This window comes from Caulobacter sp., assembly GCF_035254145.1.
GTDB lineage: Bacteria > Pseudomonadota > Alphaproteobacteria > Caulobacterales > Caulobacteraceae > Caulobacter.
In genome coordinates, this window is sequence record NZ_DATFAV010000243.1 from 1 (window position 1) to 13,270 (window position 13,270).

Consider the following 13,270-nt stretch of genomic DNA (forward strand, 5'->3'; position numbering starts at 1 on the left):
GTCGGGCTGAAACGCAAAACGCCGCCCGAAGGGTCTCGGGCGGCGTTCGTGGCGGCCTTGCGGACGCCTAGTTCTGCGGCGGAGCGCCTTCCGGCGGCGGCCCGGGCGGCGGGCCGCCCTGCTGCATGCGGCGCTGGCGCATCTTCTCGAAGGCCGCCTTCAGTTCGTCGAGGGTGACCTTGCCGTCCTTGTCGGCGTCGATCATGGCGAAGCGGTCTTCCGGACGGCCCGCGCCCGTCCATTCGGCCTTGTCGACCGCGCCGTCGCCATTGGCGTCCCAGCGCTTGAAGATGTCTTCGGGAGCCGGCATCTGGCGCATCGGTCCGGGCGGCGGACCTTCCTGGGCGAGGGCTGCGCCAGCGGCCAGGGTGGCGCCAGTGGCGAGCGCGGCGAGAAGTATGCGGCGCATGGAGGCTGTTTCCTTCCGGGGGTGAATGTCCCTGAAGGCTCTGCTTGGTCCTCGATTGTTGCCGCCGTATTTCGTGATTACGGCGAGATCGCGCGGGACGCCGTCGGCGTTCCGGCGGCGGGAGACGAAGGCCCGCCATGCACGCCGAGCGCCTTGCGGGCGACACGCGACAACTGGATCCTTGTCCAACCGCCCGCTTTCAGGCGCTCCAGGACACGGTCCAGGTCGGATTTCGGTACGTCCGGATCCGCCCAGATCACGATGGTCTGCTCGCGCTTGTCCGCCTTGGCGCCCAAGGCGCGAAAGCGGGCGTCCAGTTCCGAAGGCAGCCTCTCCACGCTGGTCGCGCGATTGCTGATCTTGATCGCGCCGCCCCTCTGGAGCGAGACGTCAACGGTCGAACCCATGGTTTTGATGGTCTCGCCAACGGAAGAGGCGGGCATCAACGCCACGTCCACCTTGACGGCGCCGCTCAGCAGGGCGACCGCGCCGATCACGCCAGCGATGACGAAGCCGCCCAGCAAGATGACGACCCCGCGCTCCATCCTAGTGCTTGCCGCGATCGCGCCCGAAGTTCGGCTCGGCGCTTTCCTGGCCCGCCGCCACGATGCCGCGACGGATGGCGCGGGTGCGGGTGAAGTGGGCGTGCAGGGTGTCGGCGTCGCCCCAGCGGATCGCCCGGCTCATGGCCTGCAGGTCCTCGGTGAAGCGGCCCAGCATCTCCAGCACCGCGTCCTTGTTGGCCACGAAGATGTCGCGCCACATGGTCGGGTCGCTGGCGGCGATGCGGGTGAAATCGCGGAAGCCCGAGGCCGAGTACTTGATGACCTCGTTCTCGGTGACGTTCTCCAGGTCCGCCGCGCTGCCGACGATCGTATAGGCGATCAGGTGGGGCAGGTGGGAGACGACGGCCAGCACCAGGTCGTGGTGCTTTTCGTCCATCAGCTCGACCTGGGCCCCGAAGGCGCGCCAGAAGGCCGACAGGCGCGCGACGGCGGCGGCGTAGTGCTCGTCGTCGTTTTCGAACGGCGTCAGGATCGTCCAGCGGTTCTCGAACAGCTCGGCGAAGCCGGCGTCGGGACCGGACTGCTCGGTGCCGGCGATGGGGTGACCGGGAATGGCGTAGATCTTCGAGATGTCCTGGGCGCGGAACGCCTCGGCGACATTGCCCTTGGTCGAGCCGACGTCGGTCAGGGTCGCGCCGGGCTTCATGGCCGGGATCACCTGGGCCGCCAGGTCGGGAATCGACAGCACCGGCGTGGCGATGACCACCAGGTCGGCGTCCTTGACGGCCTGGGCGATGTCGCCGGTGACGTGCTCGGCCACGCCCAGCTCGGCGATGCGGGCGCGGTGGGCCTCGCTGGCGTCGGCGACGGTGATCTCGCCAACGACGCCGTGCTGACGGGCCGCGCGGATCACCGAGCCGCCGATCAGGCCGGCGCCAATCACCGTCATCTTGGGGTAGAGGATACCGGGCTCAGACATCTATCGCCCCAGGAACTCGGCCAGCAGGTCCACCACGGCGCGGTTCTGCTCTTCCAGGCCGATGGTGATGCGGATGGCGTTCGGCAGGCCGTAATTGGCGACCGCGCGGACCAGATAGCCCTTCGACGCCAGGAAGGCCTCGGCCTCCAGGGCGGTCTTGCCGGGCGCGGTCGGGAAGGTGGCCAGCACGAAGTTCGCCGCCGACGGCGTGACCTCCAGGCCAAGGCCGCCCAGCTGCTGGGTCAGCCACGGCCGCCACTGCTCGACCAGGGCCAGCGAACGGGCCTGGAAGTCGTCGTCGAACAGAGCGGCCACGGCGGCCTCCTGTCCTGGGATCGAGGTGTTGAACGGCGGACGGATGCGCTCGAGCGGCTCGATGATATGCGGCGGCGCATAGCCCCAACCCACCCGTAGGGCGGCCAGGCCGTGCAGCTTCGAGAAGGTCCGCGTGACGATCACGTTCTCGGCGGCGCGGGCCAGGTCGAGGCCATCCTCGAAACGCGGGTCGCTGCAGAACTCCGAATAGGCGCCGTCCAGAACCAGGATCACCGACGGCGGCAGGGCCGCGTGCAGGGCGCGGATCTCCTCGCCCGTCAGCCAGGTGCCGGTCGGGTTGGCGGGGTTGGCGATGAAGACGAGGCGCGTGCGCTCGTCGACGCATTTGACCACCTCGTCGATGTCGATGCGGTGGTTGATCTCCTTGGCCATCCGCACTTCGCCCTGGCAGGCGCGGGCTCCGATGGCGTAGGCGGCGAAGCCGTGCTCGCCCTGGACGATGTTGTCGCCGGGTTCGAGATAGACCTGGCACAGCAGGGCGAAGATCTCGTCGCTGCCGTCGCCGAAGGTCAGGCGCTCGGGCTCGAGATTGAAGCGCTTCGCCACGGCTTCGCGCAGGATATTGGCCTTGCCGTCCGGATAGATGTGCATGCGGTCGACCGCGTCGCGATAGGCCGCCTTGGCCTTGTCGCTGCTGCCCAGGACGTTCTCGTTGCTCGACAGCTTCACCGGATGGGCGACGCCTTCGACCTTCGACTTGCCGCCGACATAGGCGTGGATGTCCAGGATCCCGGGCTTGGGAACGGGACGGGGCGCGGCGAAGCGGTCGGTGGGGGAGGCGGTCATCGGACTACTCGGTTGACGGACGGCCCAGCGGCGCCGGGCGGCGGCTTCTTACACGTCGAACTGCTCGGGCGCAGCCCCGATGACGCCGCTCAGCTGGCCCGGCGCGCGGGCCAGGCGCTCGTCGTGCGGCTGGAAGAAGCCCGACAGCGAGAACAGCTTCAGGCCGCCGACGTCGGCGACCGGCTCGGCGGCCACGCCGTCCTGGCCCAGGGCCTCGACGATGGCGCCGGCGCCCTTGGGCGAGTCGGTGACCCAGAAGGTCTGGTCGCCGCCGGTCGGCTCGACCTCCACCTCGGCCACGGCCAGGGCGGCTTGCGGTCCCCAGGTCGCCAGGCAGGGCAGGGCGGCGAACACCTTCAGTTTGGGCTCGGCAAGCAGGCGGCCCCACCAGGGCGTGTCGGTCGCCAGCGGCAGGACGGCCACGCCCCAGGGGGCGCGGGCCACGGCCAGGGCATCCTGGGCGGTGGGGACGATCGACAGGCGCGGGGCCGTGCCGAAACGCAGGCGGGTCAGCTCCACCGTCCGGGCCGGGTCTCGCCCGCCGAACACGCAGAGCTGATAGGGACCCTGGCGCGCCAGGTTGTCGGCCATGATCTCGCGCCAGATGCGGATGACCAGGGCGTCGGAGGCGCCCTTGCGCGGCGCGTCGAGCAGCTTGCGAACGATCTGGGCCTCGCGGCCGGGACGCAGGCCAAAGCCGGTGTCGCCGGCCGCGCGCTTGGCGGCGGCGACGGCGCCGGCCAGGCTGGCGCGCTCGTCGAGCAGCGCCAGCAGTTCACCGTCGATGGCGTCGAGCCGCCATCGGACCTCTTCGAGAGACGGTGTGGCGTCCGTCGCGTCGCTGCCCATGTTTTTCCCCGAAATTGGAGGGCGGACCATAGTCTTTGCCGCTGAACACGCAATACCCAGGCTGGGCGGGAATAAAATTGCGTTTTCGGTGATCGTTGATCGATCAGTAGACGGTGGGGGCCGGACCCGTGTCGAGGACGCCCAGGAAGGTGCGCCCGTCGCGGAACTTGAGGCTGGCCTCGATGACCGGTTCGCGGCCGAGGGCCTCGGCGGCGGCGGCCAGGGCCTGTTCCGGCGTGCGGATCGGCTGGGAAAGATCCGCGCGCTCCTTGATCGCCACTTCCAGGGCGCCGGTCAGGCGTCCGTCGGCGTCGACCGTCAGCATGCCGGACTTGGCCTTGCCCTCGGCGTCGCCGGCCAGGATCTGGCTCTGCTCCAGGGTGATCTGGCCGCCAGCGGCGCTCCAGCGCTTGACGGCGGCCTCCCAGTTGCGGCCCCGCAGCGCCGAGACGTGCGAGAGCTTTGTCTCCAGCACCATCGAAGCCGTCTTGTCCTGGGCGATGCGGCCCAGAAGGCCGGTGAAGGCGGTCTTGGCGCCGTCGGCCTTGAAGAAGATCGCGCCCTGGTCGTCGGGACCGCCGCGCAGGTGCAGCTGCATGTTGTCGGCCGAGACCAGCTGGAACGGCTTGGCGCCCGGAGCGGGAGCGAAGGCCAGGCCCGCGCCCTCGACCGAGATGCGGGGCGGGTATTCCTTGACGTGCGAGATACTGGCCCGCAGCGCCTGGCCCGTGATCGTCACGTCGCCGGCTTCCGGCCGGGTCAGGACCACACCCTGCGGCGCGACCAGCACCCAGTGGGTCACGTCGAAGATCTCGGCCTCGCCCTTCAGCAGCGGGGCGCGGACGGCCCAGCCGGTGGGCTCGGCGACGCGGGCGTCGACGAGGTCGACGTTCATGCGGAACGGAAAGCCGTGGAAGGTCCGCGCGCTCCACGACAGATCGTACCCGCGTGACTTCAGGTCCGCCGCCTCGGTGTCCATCCGCTGTTCGGCCTGGCCGCGCAGCCAGAACCAGCCATAGCTCCAGCCGCCCGCGACGAGGACGGCCAGCACGAAAGGCGCGAACAGTCGGCCGCGCCGAGCCTTTTGAGGGGCTTTGCGGGACGGGGCGGCGTCGTTATGGGTCATGAAAGGCGCGTCCAGTCGGGAACGGTGATGAGTTTGGCAGGCGGCGGCGAAGATCGCTGGGTGTTCGGATACGGATCGCTGATGTGGCGGCCCGGGTTCCCGTTCATAGACCGAAGAACGGCCGTTCTCCACGGCCGCCGAAGAGCGTTCTGCATCTATTCGGTGCATCATCGCGGCACCTATGAGCGACCGGGCCTGGTGTTGGGCCTGGCGCCGGGCGGCGCGGTGCGCGGCATGGCCTACCGGGTGGCGGGGCAGGCCTGGGAAGAGGTCTACGCCTATCTGCGCGAACGCGAGCAACCGACCGAAACCTATTTCGAGACCTGGCGCGACGTGAAGTTGGACGGCGGCGGAGAGCGCACGCCGGCCCTGGTGTTCCTGTCGGACATGAAGCACAGCCAGTGGGCGGGGGCGCTGAGCCTCGAGGAGCAGGCTCGGCTGATCGCCGGCGCGACGGGCCTATCCGGTCCGAACATCGACTATCTCCGCGACCTCGTCGTCCACCTGCGCGAGGACGGCGTGCGCGACCATGCGATGGAGAAGCTGCTGAAGATGGTCGAGGCCGAGGAGGGGCTTTCTCCTGCCCCGTAAACGGGGGAGGAGAAGCTAAAGCCCCTCGTCCTCCAGGGCCTTGGTGGCCGTATCGATCCGGGTCTGCAGCTCGCGCATGAACTCCGCCCGCTTCAGGCCGGCGGGGATCGGCTCAAGGTAGTGGAAGACGATCGTCCCCGGCTTGATCGCGAAGCCCTTGTTCCAGTGGCCGCCGCAGTTCAGGGCCAGGGGGACCACCGGCATGTCCAGCTCGCGGTAGAGGGCCGCGATGCCGGGCTTGTAGTCGCCCGGCTGGCCGACGCCTCCGCGGGTGCCCTCCGGGAAGATCACGACCTGGCGGGTCTCCTTCATCCGTTCGATTGCGTCGCGCACCAGCTTCTTCAGGGCGGCCGAATGGCCGGCCCGATCGACGACGATCATGTCCGCCTTCAGGCCATGCCAGCCGAACAGCGGCACCATCAAAAGCTCCTTCTTCATCACGAAGCAGGCGTCCGGCAGGATGGCGAACTGGCTGAAGACGTCGAACATCGACTGGTGCTTGGCCGCGACCAGGGCCGCGCCCGTCGGGAGGTTCTCGCGCCCGCGGATCTCGACCTTGACGTCGGCCAGCCACCGAAGGGCCAGGATCAACCCCTTGGACCACAAGGTCATGCAGGCGCGATTGGCGCCGCGCGGCAGGGGGAAGGTGACGATCATGAAGATCGCCATTCCGGCCGACCACAGCCAGAAGAACAGCTGGAAGAGGAACGAGCGCAGATAGATCAAGAAGCTTCCTTCGCCGCCGAGGCGGCCTTGTCTTTCGGTCCCAGTCCCAGGAACGCCTCGCGCCCCAGGATCGCCAGGTACTTGCAGTATTCCACCACCATCCGCCGGGCGCTGGAGGTGGTCTTCCACCAGCGATGGGCGTTGAGGTCCGTCTTGACCGGATAGGCGTGCAGCTTGACGTCCGGCATGGCCGCCCGCAACTCCAGCATCGACCGGGGCATGTGGTAGTCGGCCGTGACGACGATCAGGCTCTTGTAGCCCTTGGACCTGGCCCACTCGGCCGTCTCCAGGGCGTTGCCGACGGTGTTGGCGGCGGTGAAGCCCAGGTCCACGCAGCAGTCGTAAATCGGCTTGACCGCCTTGGTCACGGTCTGGACGTCGGCGCGGGTGGCCTCGCGGTTGACGCCGGAGATCAGCAGGCGCTCGCCCTTGCCTTCTTCCAGCAGCCGCGTGGCCGCTTCAAGCCGGACGTTCGAAGCGCCGGTCAAGACCACCACGCCGTCGGCGGCCGGCGGCTCGGGAGCAGGCGTGGACAGGTCCACCCGGCCGGTGAACGCCACCAGGCCCAGGCTCCAGATCATCAGAGCGATCAGCAGGGCGGCGAGCGTCTTCACGCCATCTCTCCCACGATCCGCGCCGCGGCCAGGCGCGCCGAGAGGCCGGCGATCAGGGCGGCGGCCAGCGGGCAAGGTAGGGCGACCAGCAGGTCGATCCAGGCCAACGGCAGCACCGGCGCGAGCCCGGCCCCGCCGCCGAAATAGCGCACCAGCGCGCCGACGCCGGCCGCGCTCGCGCCGCCCAGCAGGCCGGCCAGCGCGCCCATGGCGGCGAAGTGGTTCTGGAACAGGCCGGCGATGAAGCCCTGCTCCGCGCCGGAGAAGTGCAGGACCTCGATCACGTCGCGGCGCGCGGCCAGGCCCGCCCGCGTGGCGAAGGCGATCACCGCCGCCGCCGCCGCCGTGATCAGGGCGAAGACGCCGAGGGCGGCCAGGCGCGCCATGTCGGCGGCGCGTTCGATGTCGGCGATCCAGCGGCTGTGATCGTCGATCGTGGCGTCGACGCCGGCCGATCGCAAGGCCTTGTCCAGGGTTTCGGCGGTCGGCGGCGCCTTGGGGTCCAGGTCCAGGGTGACCAGGCGCGGGGTCGGCAGATCCTCGACCAGGGCGTCCCTGCCGATCCAGGGTTCGAGCAGGGCTTCGGCCTTCTCGCGCGTGAGGGCCTGGGCCTCGACCACGCCGCGAACGCCGGCCAGGGTTTCGGCGGCGCGGGCGGCGGCGCTGTCGGGCGTTTCGCCAGCCCGGGCGCGAACCACCACGGTGGCCGAGCCGCTCAGTTGGGCCGTCCAGCCGTGGGCGGCGCGGTTTGCCGCCAGGGCCGCCAAGCCCGTCACGCAGGCCAGGAAACACAGCACCGCCACGACGAACACCAAGGCGCCGTCGCGGGCGTCGCGCGGCGGCAGCAGCGGGCCTGGCCGCCAGCGCGAGACGTCGAACAGGGCGCTCATCGCCCGACCTCCGCGCCCAGCAGACGGCCGTCGTGCAGGCGCAAGGCGGGCCTGGCGGCGCGCGCGACCATGTCCTCGTCGTGGGTGGCGATCAGCACCGTGGTGCCCAGGCGGTTGAGCTCGACGAACAGGCGAAGCAGGCGCAGCGACATCGCCGGATCGACATTGCCGGTCGGCTCGTCGGCCAGCAGGATGTCGGGCCGGTCGACGACCGCGCGAGCGATCGCCAGTCGCTGCTTTTCCCCGCCGGACAGAGTGGCGGGCAAGGCGTGCATCCGGTCGCCCAGTCCCACCCAATTCAGCAGTTCGGCGACGTCCTCGCGGTAGGTGGCGGGCTTGCGCTTGAGGATGCGCAGCGGGAGGGCCGCGTTGTCGAACACCGAGAGGTGTTCCAGCAGCCGGAACTCCTGAAACACAACGCCGATGCGACGGCGCACGAAGGGCAGGTCGTGGGCGTGCAGCAGGCTGACGTCCCGGCCGAACAGCTCCACGCGACCCCGTGACGCACGATGGGCCAGGTAGATGAGTTTTAGCAGCGAACTCTTGCCCGCGCCCGAGGCGCCGGTCAGGAAATGGAACGAGCCCTGGCCCAGGGAAAAGCTGATGTCTCTGAGGGTTTCCGGCGCCCGGCCGTAGCGCATCGAGACGCCTTCGAAGCGGACAACCGGTAGGGCGTCATCGCCCTGTTCTGTGTCGATCCGCAAGGCGCGTCACTGGGCTTTCTGGACATCAGGGTTAAAATCGGCGACCCCATTTAATCATGCAGGGATCGTTCGATTCGCGGCCATGATACTGACCTGTCCGGAGTGCGCCAGCCGCTATTTCGTCGACGACGCCAAGGTCGGATCGGCGGGGCGTGTCGTGCGCTGCGCGGCGTGCGGACATCGTTGGACGGCGCGAAACGAAGAGGCCCTGGATCTCTTCGACGAACCCCAGGCCCCCAGCCCGGCGAGCCCGGGCGAGGACGCGGCGGCGGCGGGCGGCCAGGCTCCCACGCCCGAGGCTGACGACGAACCGCCGGTCAGCGCCCTGCCGGGCGAGGAGCTTCCCAAGGTCTTCCGAGCCCGCGCCGACGCCGAGCGTCGCCTGCGCGAAGCCACCGCCACCGGCGTCGTCTGGGCCGCCATGGCCGCGGCCATGGCCGCGATCGTGATCGCCGCCCTGATCTTCCGGATCGACGTGGTGCGCATCATGCCCGGCGCCGCGGGCGCCTATGCGGCGGTCGGCCTGCCGGTCAACACCGTGGGCCTCGTCATCGACAAGGGCGGGATCAAGGCCCAGCCGCTGATGAAGGACGGCCACGCGGCCGTGACCGTCACCGGCGCGATCCGCAATATCACCGAGCATGAGGTGGTCGCCCCGCCGCTGCGCGTGGAATTGCTGAACAGCGAAGGCAAGCGCGTGGCCGGCCAACTGGCCGCGAGCCCGAACGCCAAGATTCCGCCGGGCGAGGTGCGTCACTTCTCGATCACCTTCATGGACCCGCCCCGCACGGCCAAGGACCTGCAGGTCGGCTTCGCCGAGGTTGGCGCGGCCAAGGCGGTCAAGGCGGCGCTCCACAAGCCGGAGGCCGCCGCCGACGGCCACGGCGCGGCGTCCGAACCGGCGCTGCGCGGCGCCCAGGACACGCCGGCTCCCTCAGAAGCGGCTGGACAAGCGCCCCCGGGACATGAGAGCGGGGACCAAACCGTCCCTTCCGACTCTCACGAACCCGCTCATCATGAATGACACCAAGAAACCCGAAGTCCTGATCTCGGAGACCGAGATCGCCGAACGGGTGAAGGCGCTGGCCGAGGCGATCGCGCCGCGCATCGACAACGACACCGTGGCCGTCTGCCTGCTGACGGGCGGACTCTGGTTCGCCGCCGATCTGACCCGCGCCCTTTGGAAGGTCGGCCGCGACGTGCGCTTCGACGCCCTGTGGCTGGCGTCCTACCACGACGAGCGCAAGAGCTCGGGCCGGTGCGAGGTCCGTGCGGATCTGCAGCGACCGCTGGTCGGCCGTCGGGCCCTGGTCGTCGACGACGTCTTCGACAGCGGCCTGTCGCTGTCCGAAGCCGCGCGCCTGGTCAAGGACGCCGGCGCCAGCGAAGTGCTGACCGCGGTCTTCGCCCGCAAGCCCTGGCCGACCTCGCGCGGCATGGAGCCCGACTTCGTCGCCTGGGAAGCGCCCGCCCGTTACCTCGTCGGCTACGGCCTGGACGACGAGGGCAAGAGCCGCGGTCTGCCGTACATCGGCGCGCTGGACTGACCGCTTCCGGTTAGGCCGCGCGCTGCTCGGCCTGGGCGGTCCTCTCGCGGCCGATCTCGAACATGTCGACGCGCTGCGCCAGCTCCTGGGCTTCGGTGCGCAGGGCGTGGGCGGCGGCCGTGGTCTCTTCGACCATGGCCGCGTTCTGCTGCACCACGCGGTCCATCTCGCCCATGGTGGCGTTGACCTCGCCCAGGCCGCCGGCCTGGTCGTGGGCAGAGGCCGCGATGGCGTTGACCTGGGTGTTGATCTCCGAGACGCGGGCGATGATGCGCTGCAGCGCCTCGCGAGTGCGGCCGACCCGTTCGACGCCGGCGCTGACCTGTTGGCCCGAGACGTTGATCAGGTCCTTGATCTCCCTGGCCGCGTCGGCCGAGCGCTGGGCGAGGGCCCGCACTTCCTGAGCCACGACCGCGAAGCCACGACCCGCTTCGCCCGCACGAGCGGCCTCGACCCCGGCGTTCAGGGCCAGCAGATTGGTCTGGAAGGCGATCTCGTCGATCACGCCGATGATCTTGCCGATCTGGCCCGACGAGGTCTCGATCTGGGTCATGGCCTCGACGGCCTCGCTGACCACCGGGTCGGAGCGCTCGGCTTCCTGGCGGGCGGCGGCGGCGGCGGCGTTGGCCTGGTTGGCGCTCTCGGCGGTGGTCTGGACGGCGACGGTGATCTCGCCCAGGGCGGCGGTGGTCTGGACCAGGCTGGCGGCCTGGTGCTCGGTGCGGCGGGCCAGCTCGTCGGAGGCGCGCGACATGTCGGCGACGCCAGCGGTCATGGTGGCGGCGTTGCCGGCGATCTCGCGCATGGCGGCCTGCAGGCGGGTCAGGGCCTCGTTGAAGTCGGCGCGCAGGGGCTCATAGCGGTCGGCGAAGGTCTTGGTCAGGCGCCAGGTCAGGTCGCCGCGCGACAGGTGCGCCAGCGCTTCGGCCAGCTCCTCGACGACCTGGGTCTGCTCGGCTTCCAGGGCGGCCTTTTGGCGGGCCTGCTCGGCGTTGGCGGCGTCGCGGGCGGCGCGCTGGGCTTCGGCGTCGGCGTTGGCGGCGTCGGCGCGGGCGGCGGCGTCCAGCGCCTTGTCGGTGCGGGCGGTGACGGTGACGAACAGGCGCGAGACGCTGGCCGTCAGCCAGATCAACGACCAGGCGGTGGCCAGGGTGACGCCGGCGTTGGCCGCCAGGCGCAGGGGCGTGACCTCGCCGCTCATCAGCAGATGCGGCGCGAACAGGGTCGCGCCCACGTCGACCCCGATGATGGTGACGGCCGCCACGGCCACGGCCCGCCAGTCGCCATAGGCCACCATCAGGGCCAGGGCGGCCAGATAGGCCATGCGAGCCTCGGCCTGCAGCGGATGGCCCGAGAAGGCGGCGATGAACAGGCTGACCTGGCCCATTAGGGTGACGGCGGTGGAGATGCGCTGGGCGGCGTTGTCGCGCCAGATCGCCCAGCCTCCCCAGGCCACGGCGGCGAGAAACACCGAACCACCGGCCAGGGCCAGCGACGATTTACCGCCGGTGAAAAGGCTCGCGGCAGGCGTAATCAGCGCCAGGGCCGCAATGCAGGCCATGACCAGATGGCCACCGACCTTCCGCTGAGCTTCGATGCTGTCGAACTCAATGAAGCTACTCACCGAAACACTCCACGCCCCAAATCGAGGTTAAGGTCGGTGATCGCGGTTAATCTAGAGTGACGATCGCAGAAGCTTTTGGTCCGTACGATTACCTAAACCCATTCTGGGACCAGATCGCGGGCCAGCATCTCTTCATAGGTGGGGCGCTTGCGGATCACCGCGTAACGCTCGCCGTCGACCAGGACCTCGGGCACGAGGGGGCGGGTGTTGTACTCGCTAGCCATGGCCGCGCCATAGGCGCCCGCCGACATGAAGGTCACCAGGTCCCCGGCGGCGAACGTCGGCAGGGCGCGGTCGCGGGTGAAGGTGTCGCCGGTTTCGCAGACCGGGCCCACGACGTCGTAGACCGTCTCGCCCGCCTGGGCGCGACGAGTCACCGGGCGAATATCGTGGAACGCGTCGTACATGGCCGGCCGGATCAGGTCGTTCATGGCCGCGTCGATGACCAGGAACTTGCGGCCCTCGGGACGCTCGTGGACGTGCACGACCTGGCTGATCAGCACGCCGGCGTTGGCGGCGATCACCCGTCCGGGCTCGAAGGCCAGGGTCACGGGCAGGCCCTTGGTGACCTCGCCCACCATGGCCGCGAAGTCAGCGGGCGAGGGCGGTTCGGGGCTATTGAAATAGGGCACGCCCAGGCCGCCGCCCAGGTCCAGGCGCTCGACCGACAAGCCCTCCCCAAGCAACTGCTCGACCAGGCCCCGCATCTTGCTGAAGGCCGCCCGCATGGGCGCCAGGTCGGTGATCTGGCTGCCGATGTGGCAAGCCACGCCCACCGGCTGGAGGGCGGCGTTGTTGCTGGCGTTGGCGTAGAGGCGCGCGGCTTCGGCGAACGAGACGCCGAACTTGTTCTCGGACTTGCCGGTGGCGATCTTGGCGTGGCCGCCGGCCGCGACGTCCGGATTGACCCGGAAGGCGACCTTGGCCTTTCGACCCAGGCCAGCGGCGACCTCGGCGATCAGGTTCAGCTCCGGCTCGGATTCGACGTTGATCTCGGCGACGCCGACTTCGAGGGCGAAGGCGATTTCCTGGCGGGTCTTGCCGACGCCGGAAAAGACGATGCGCTCGCCAGGGATGCCGGCCGCCAGGGCCCGGCGGATCTCGCCTTCCGACACGGTGTCGGCGCCCGCGCCCAGGTCGCCCAGCACCTTGAGCACCGCGACGTTGGAGTTGGCCTTCACGGCGTAGGCGATCAGGGGATCGATCACGCCCGCCGCCGCCAGGGCGTCGCGGAAGACGGTGAAATGCCGCTCCAGGGTGGCGCGGGAATAGACGTAGACCGGCGTGCCGACCTCGGCCGCGATCCTGGCCAGGGGGACGCCTTCGCAGGCCAGGCCCTCGGGGCCGTATTCGAAGTGGTTCAACGCGAGGTCCTAGTTGGGCGTGGCGCCGGGGAAGCCGGCCGCTGACGGGCCGCCGAACGGATCCTTGGTGCCGGGCAGGGGCGCGGCGCGGATGGTGCGATTGCTGGAGGCCGGGTCGCGGATCTCCTGGTCGCCGCCGGCGCGGGCCGGCTGGTTGGCCTGGGCCGAGGCCGCGCGGCGCTCGGCTTCCCAGGCGGCCTTCTTGGCCGGATCCCACAG

Annotated in this window: 16 protein-coding genes; 3 read left to right on the forward strand and 13 right to left on the reverse strand. The window is 69.9% G+C overall.

What is annotated here, in order from left to right; all coding sequences use genetic code 11:
• Nucleotides 1-67 precede the first annotated feature (67 nt).
• The 6 genes from VJ655_RS15115 to VJ655_RS15140 all read right to left on the reverse strand — a co-directional run bounded on the left by VJ655_RS15115 (nucleotide 68) and on the right by VJ655_RS15140 (nucleotide 4,991).
• Nucleotides 68-409, reverse strand: coding sequence for an EF-hand domain-containing protein (locus tag VJ655_RS15115; RefSeq protein ID WP_324112455.1), 342 nt, complete (start codon nucleotides 407-409; stop codon nucleotides 68-70).
• A gap of 77 nt (nucleotides 410-486) precedes the next feature.
• Complete coding sequence (locus VJ655_RS15120) at nucleotides 487-954, reverse strand: hypothetical protein (RefSeq protein ID WP_324112457.1); 468 nt, start codon at nucleotides 952-954, stop codon at nucleotides 487-489.
• Between the two features lies 1 nt (nucleotide 955).
• On the reverse strand, nucleotides 956-1,894 hold the full coding sequence (locus VJ655_RS15125) for a prephenate/arogenate dehydrogenase family protein (protein WP_324112459.1): 939 nt from the start codon (nucleotides 1,892-1,894) through the stop codon (nucleotides 956-958).
• Nucleotides 1,895-3,016 carry a histidinol-phosphate transaminase gene (gene hisC, locus VJ655_RS15130; RefSeq protein WP_324112460.1) on the reverse strand — a complete coding sequence of 374 codons (1,122 nt, stop codon included), beginning with the start codon at nucleotides 3,014-3,016 and terminating at the stop codon, nucleotides 1,895-1,897.
• A gap of 48 nt (nucleotides 3,017-3,064) precedes the next feature.
• Entirely contained in the window at nucleotides 3,065-3,865 is an 801-nt protein-coding gene (locus VJ655_RS15135) for a chorismate mutase (protein WP_324112461.1), read from the reverse strand.
• A 103-nt stretch (nucleotides 3,866-3,968) separates the two neighbouring features.
• Nucleotides 3,969-4,991 (reverse strand): DUF2125 domain-containing protein, encoded by a 1,023-nt coding sequence (locus VJ655_RS15140; protein ID WP_324112463.1) that lies wholly within the window; start codon nucleotides 4,989-4,991, stop codon nucleotides 3,969-3,971.
• 27 nt (nucleotides 4,992-5,018) lie between these two features.
• Between VJ655_RS15140 and VJ655_RS15145 the strand changes: the two genes are divergently transcribed.
• Nucleotides 5,019-5,582, forward strand: a complete 564-nt coding sequence (locus VJ655_RS15145; protein ID WP_324112465.1) for a gamma-glutamylcyclotransferase — start codon at nucleotides 5,019-5,021, stop codon at nucleotides 5,580-5,582.
• Between the two features lie 15 nt (nucleotides 5,583-5,597).
• On the opposite strand, the gene VJ655_RS15150 is transcribed toward VJ655_RS15145, so the two are convergent.
• From VJ655_RS15150 to ftsE, 4 genes are read right to left on the reverse strand one after another with little or no spacing between them, the layout of a single operon-like run.
• The gene (locus VJ655_RS15150) at nucleotides 5,598-6,308 is read right to left on the reverse strand and encodes a lysophospholipid acyltransferase family protein (protein WP_324112466.1); all 711 of its coding nucleotides are present in this window, start codon (nucleotides 6,306-6,308) and stop codon (nucleotides 5,598-5,600) included.
• A complete protein-coding gene (locus VJ655_RS15155) occupies nucleotides 6,305-6,922 on the reverse strand; it encodes a YdcF family protein (protein WP_324112468.1) in 618 nt (205 codons plus the stop codon). The genes VJ655_RS15150 and VJ655_RS15155 overlap by 4 nt, the downstream gene beginning before the upstream one ends.
• A complete protein-coding gene (locus tag VJ655_RS15160) occupies nucleotides 6,919-7,812 on the reverse strand; it encodes an ABC transporter permease (protein ID WP_324112470.1) in 894 nt (297 codons plus the stop codon). Before VJ655_RS15160 ends, VJ655_RS15155 begins: the two co-directional genes overlap by 4 nt.
• Nucleotides 7,809-8,516, reverse strand: a complete 708-nt coding sequence (gene ftsE, locus VJ655_RS15165; RefSeq protein ID WP_324112472.1) for a cell division ATP-binding protein FtsE — start codon at nucleotides 8,514-8,516, stop codon at nucleotides 7,809-7,811. The genes VJ655_RS15160 and ftsE overlap by 4 nt, the downstream gene beginning before the upstream one ends.
• A gap of 82 nt (nucleotides 8,517-8,598) precedes the next feature.
• Here ftsE and VJ655_RS15170 point away from each other — a divergent pair, with 82 nt between their 5' ends.
• Complete coding sequence (locus tag VJ655_RS15170; RefSeq protein ID WP_324112473.1) at nucleotides 8,599-9,540, forward strand: MJ0042-type zinc finger domain-containing protein; 942 nt, start codon at nucleotides 8,599-8,601, stop codon at nucleotides 9,538-9,540.
• Entirely contained in the window at nucleotides 9,482-10,063 is a 582-nt protein-coding gene (locus tag VJ655_RS15175) for a phosphoribosyltransferase (RefSeq protein WP_324112476.1), read from the forward strand. Before VJ655_RS15170 ends, VJ655_RS15175 begins: the two co-directional genes overlap by 59 nt.
• A 10-nt stretch (nucleotides 10,064-10,073) precedes the next feature.
• Here VJ655_RS15175 and VJ655_RS15180 read toward each other — a convergent pair whose 3' ends face one another.
• From VJ655_RS15180 to VJ655_RS15190, 3 genes are all read right to left on the reverse strand, one after another.
• Nucleotides 10,074-11,624: a methyl-accepting chemotaxis protein gene (locus VJ655_RS15180; protein ID WP_414646987.1), complete on the reverse strand. Its 1,551-nt coding sequence runs from the start codon at nucleotides 11,622-11,624 to the stop codon at nucleotides 10,074-10,076.
• A 155-nt stretch (nucleotides 11,625-11,779) separates the two neighbouring features.
• Entirely contained in the window at nucleotides 11,780-13,051 is a 1,272-nt protein-coding gene (lysA, locus tag VJ655_RS15185) for a diaminopimelate decarboxylase (RefSeq protein ID WP_324112480.1), read from the reverse strand.
• Nucleotides 13,052-13,060: 9 nt separating this feature from the next.
• Nucleotides 13,061-13,270, reverse strand: a 210-nt coding sequence (locus VJ655_RS15190) for a hypothetical protein (RefSeq protein ID WP_324112482.1), incomplete at its 5' end; no start/stop codon positions are given.

Bases quoted from the DNA above. Each gene is read 5' to 3' on its own strand.
- VJ655_RS15115 (WP_324112455.1), bottom strand. From the start codon at position 409: ATGCGCCGCATACTTCTCGCCGCGCTCGCCACTGGCGCCACCCTGGCC.
- VJ655_RS15120 (WP_324112457.1), bottom strand. From the start codon at position 954: ATGGAGCGCGGGGTCGTCATCTTGCTGGGCGGCTTCGTCATCGCTGGC.
- VJ655_RS15125 (WP_324112459.1), bottom strand. From the start codon at position 1,894: ATGTCTGAGCCCGGTATCCTCTACCCCAAGATGACGGTGATTGGCGCC.
- hisC (WP_324112460.1), bottom strand. From the start codon at position 3,016: ATGACCGCCTCCCCCACCGACCGCTTCGCCGCGCCCCGTCCCGTTCCC.
- VJ655_RS15135 (WP_324112461.1), bottom strand. From the start codon at position 3,865: ATGGGCAGCGACGCGACGGACGCCACACCGTCTCTCGAAGAGGTCCGA.
- VJ655_RS15140 (WP_324112463.1), bottom strand. From the start codon at position 4,991: ATGACCCATAACGACGCCGCCCCGTCCCGCAAAGCCCCTCAAAAGGCT.
- VJ655_RS15145 (WP_324112465.1), top strand. From the start codon at position 5,019: ATGAGTTTGGCAGGCGGCGGCGAAGATCGCTGGGTGTTCGGATACGGA.
- VJ655_RS15160 (WP_324112470.1), bottom strand. From the start codon at position 7,812: ATGAGCGCCCTGTTCGACGTCTCGCGCTGGCGGCCAGGCCCGCTGCTG.
- VJ655_RS15170 (WP_324112473.1), top strand. From the start codon at position 8,599: ATGATACTGACCTGTCCGGAGTGCGCCAGCCGCTATTTCGTCGACGAC.
- VJ655_RS15175 (WP_324112476.1), top strand. From the start codon at position 9,482: ATGAGAGCGGGGACCAAACCGTCCCTTCCGACTCTCACGAACCCGCTC.
- VJ655_RS15180 (WP_414646987.1), bottom strand. From the start codon at position 11,624: ATGGCCTGCATTGCGGCCCTGGCGCTGATTACGCCTGCCGCGAGCCTT.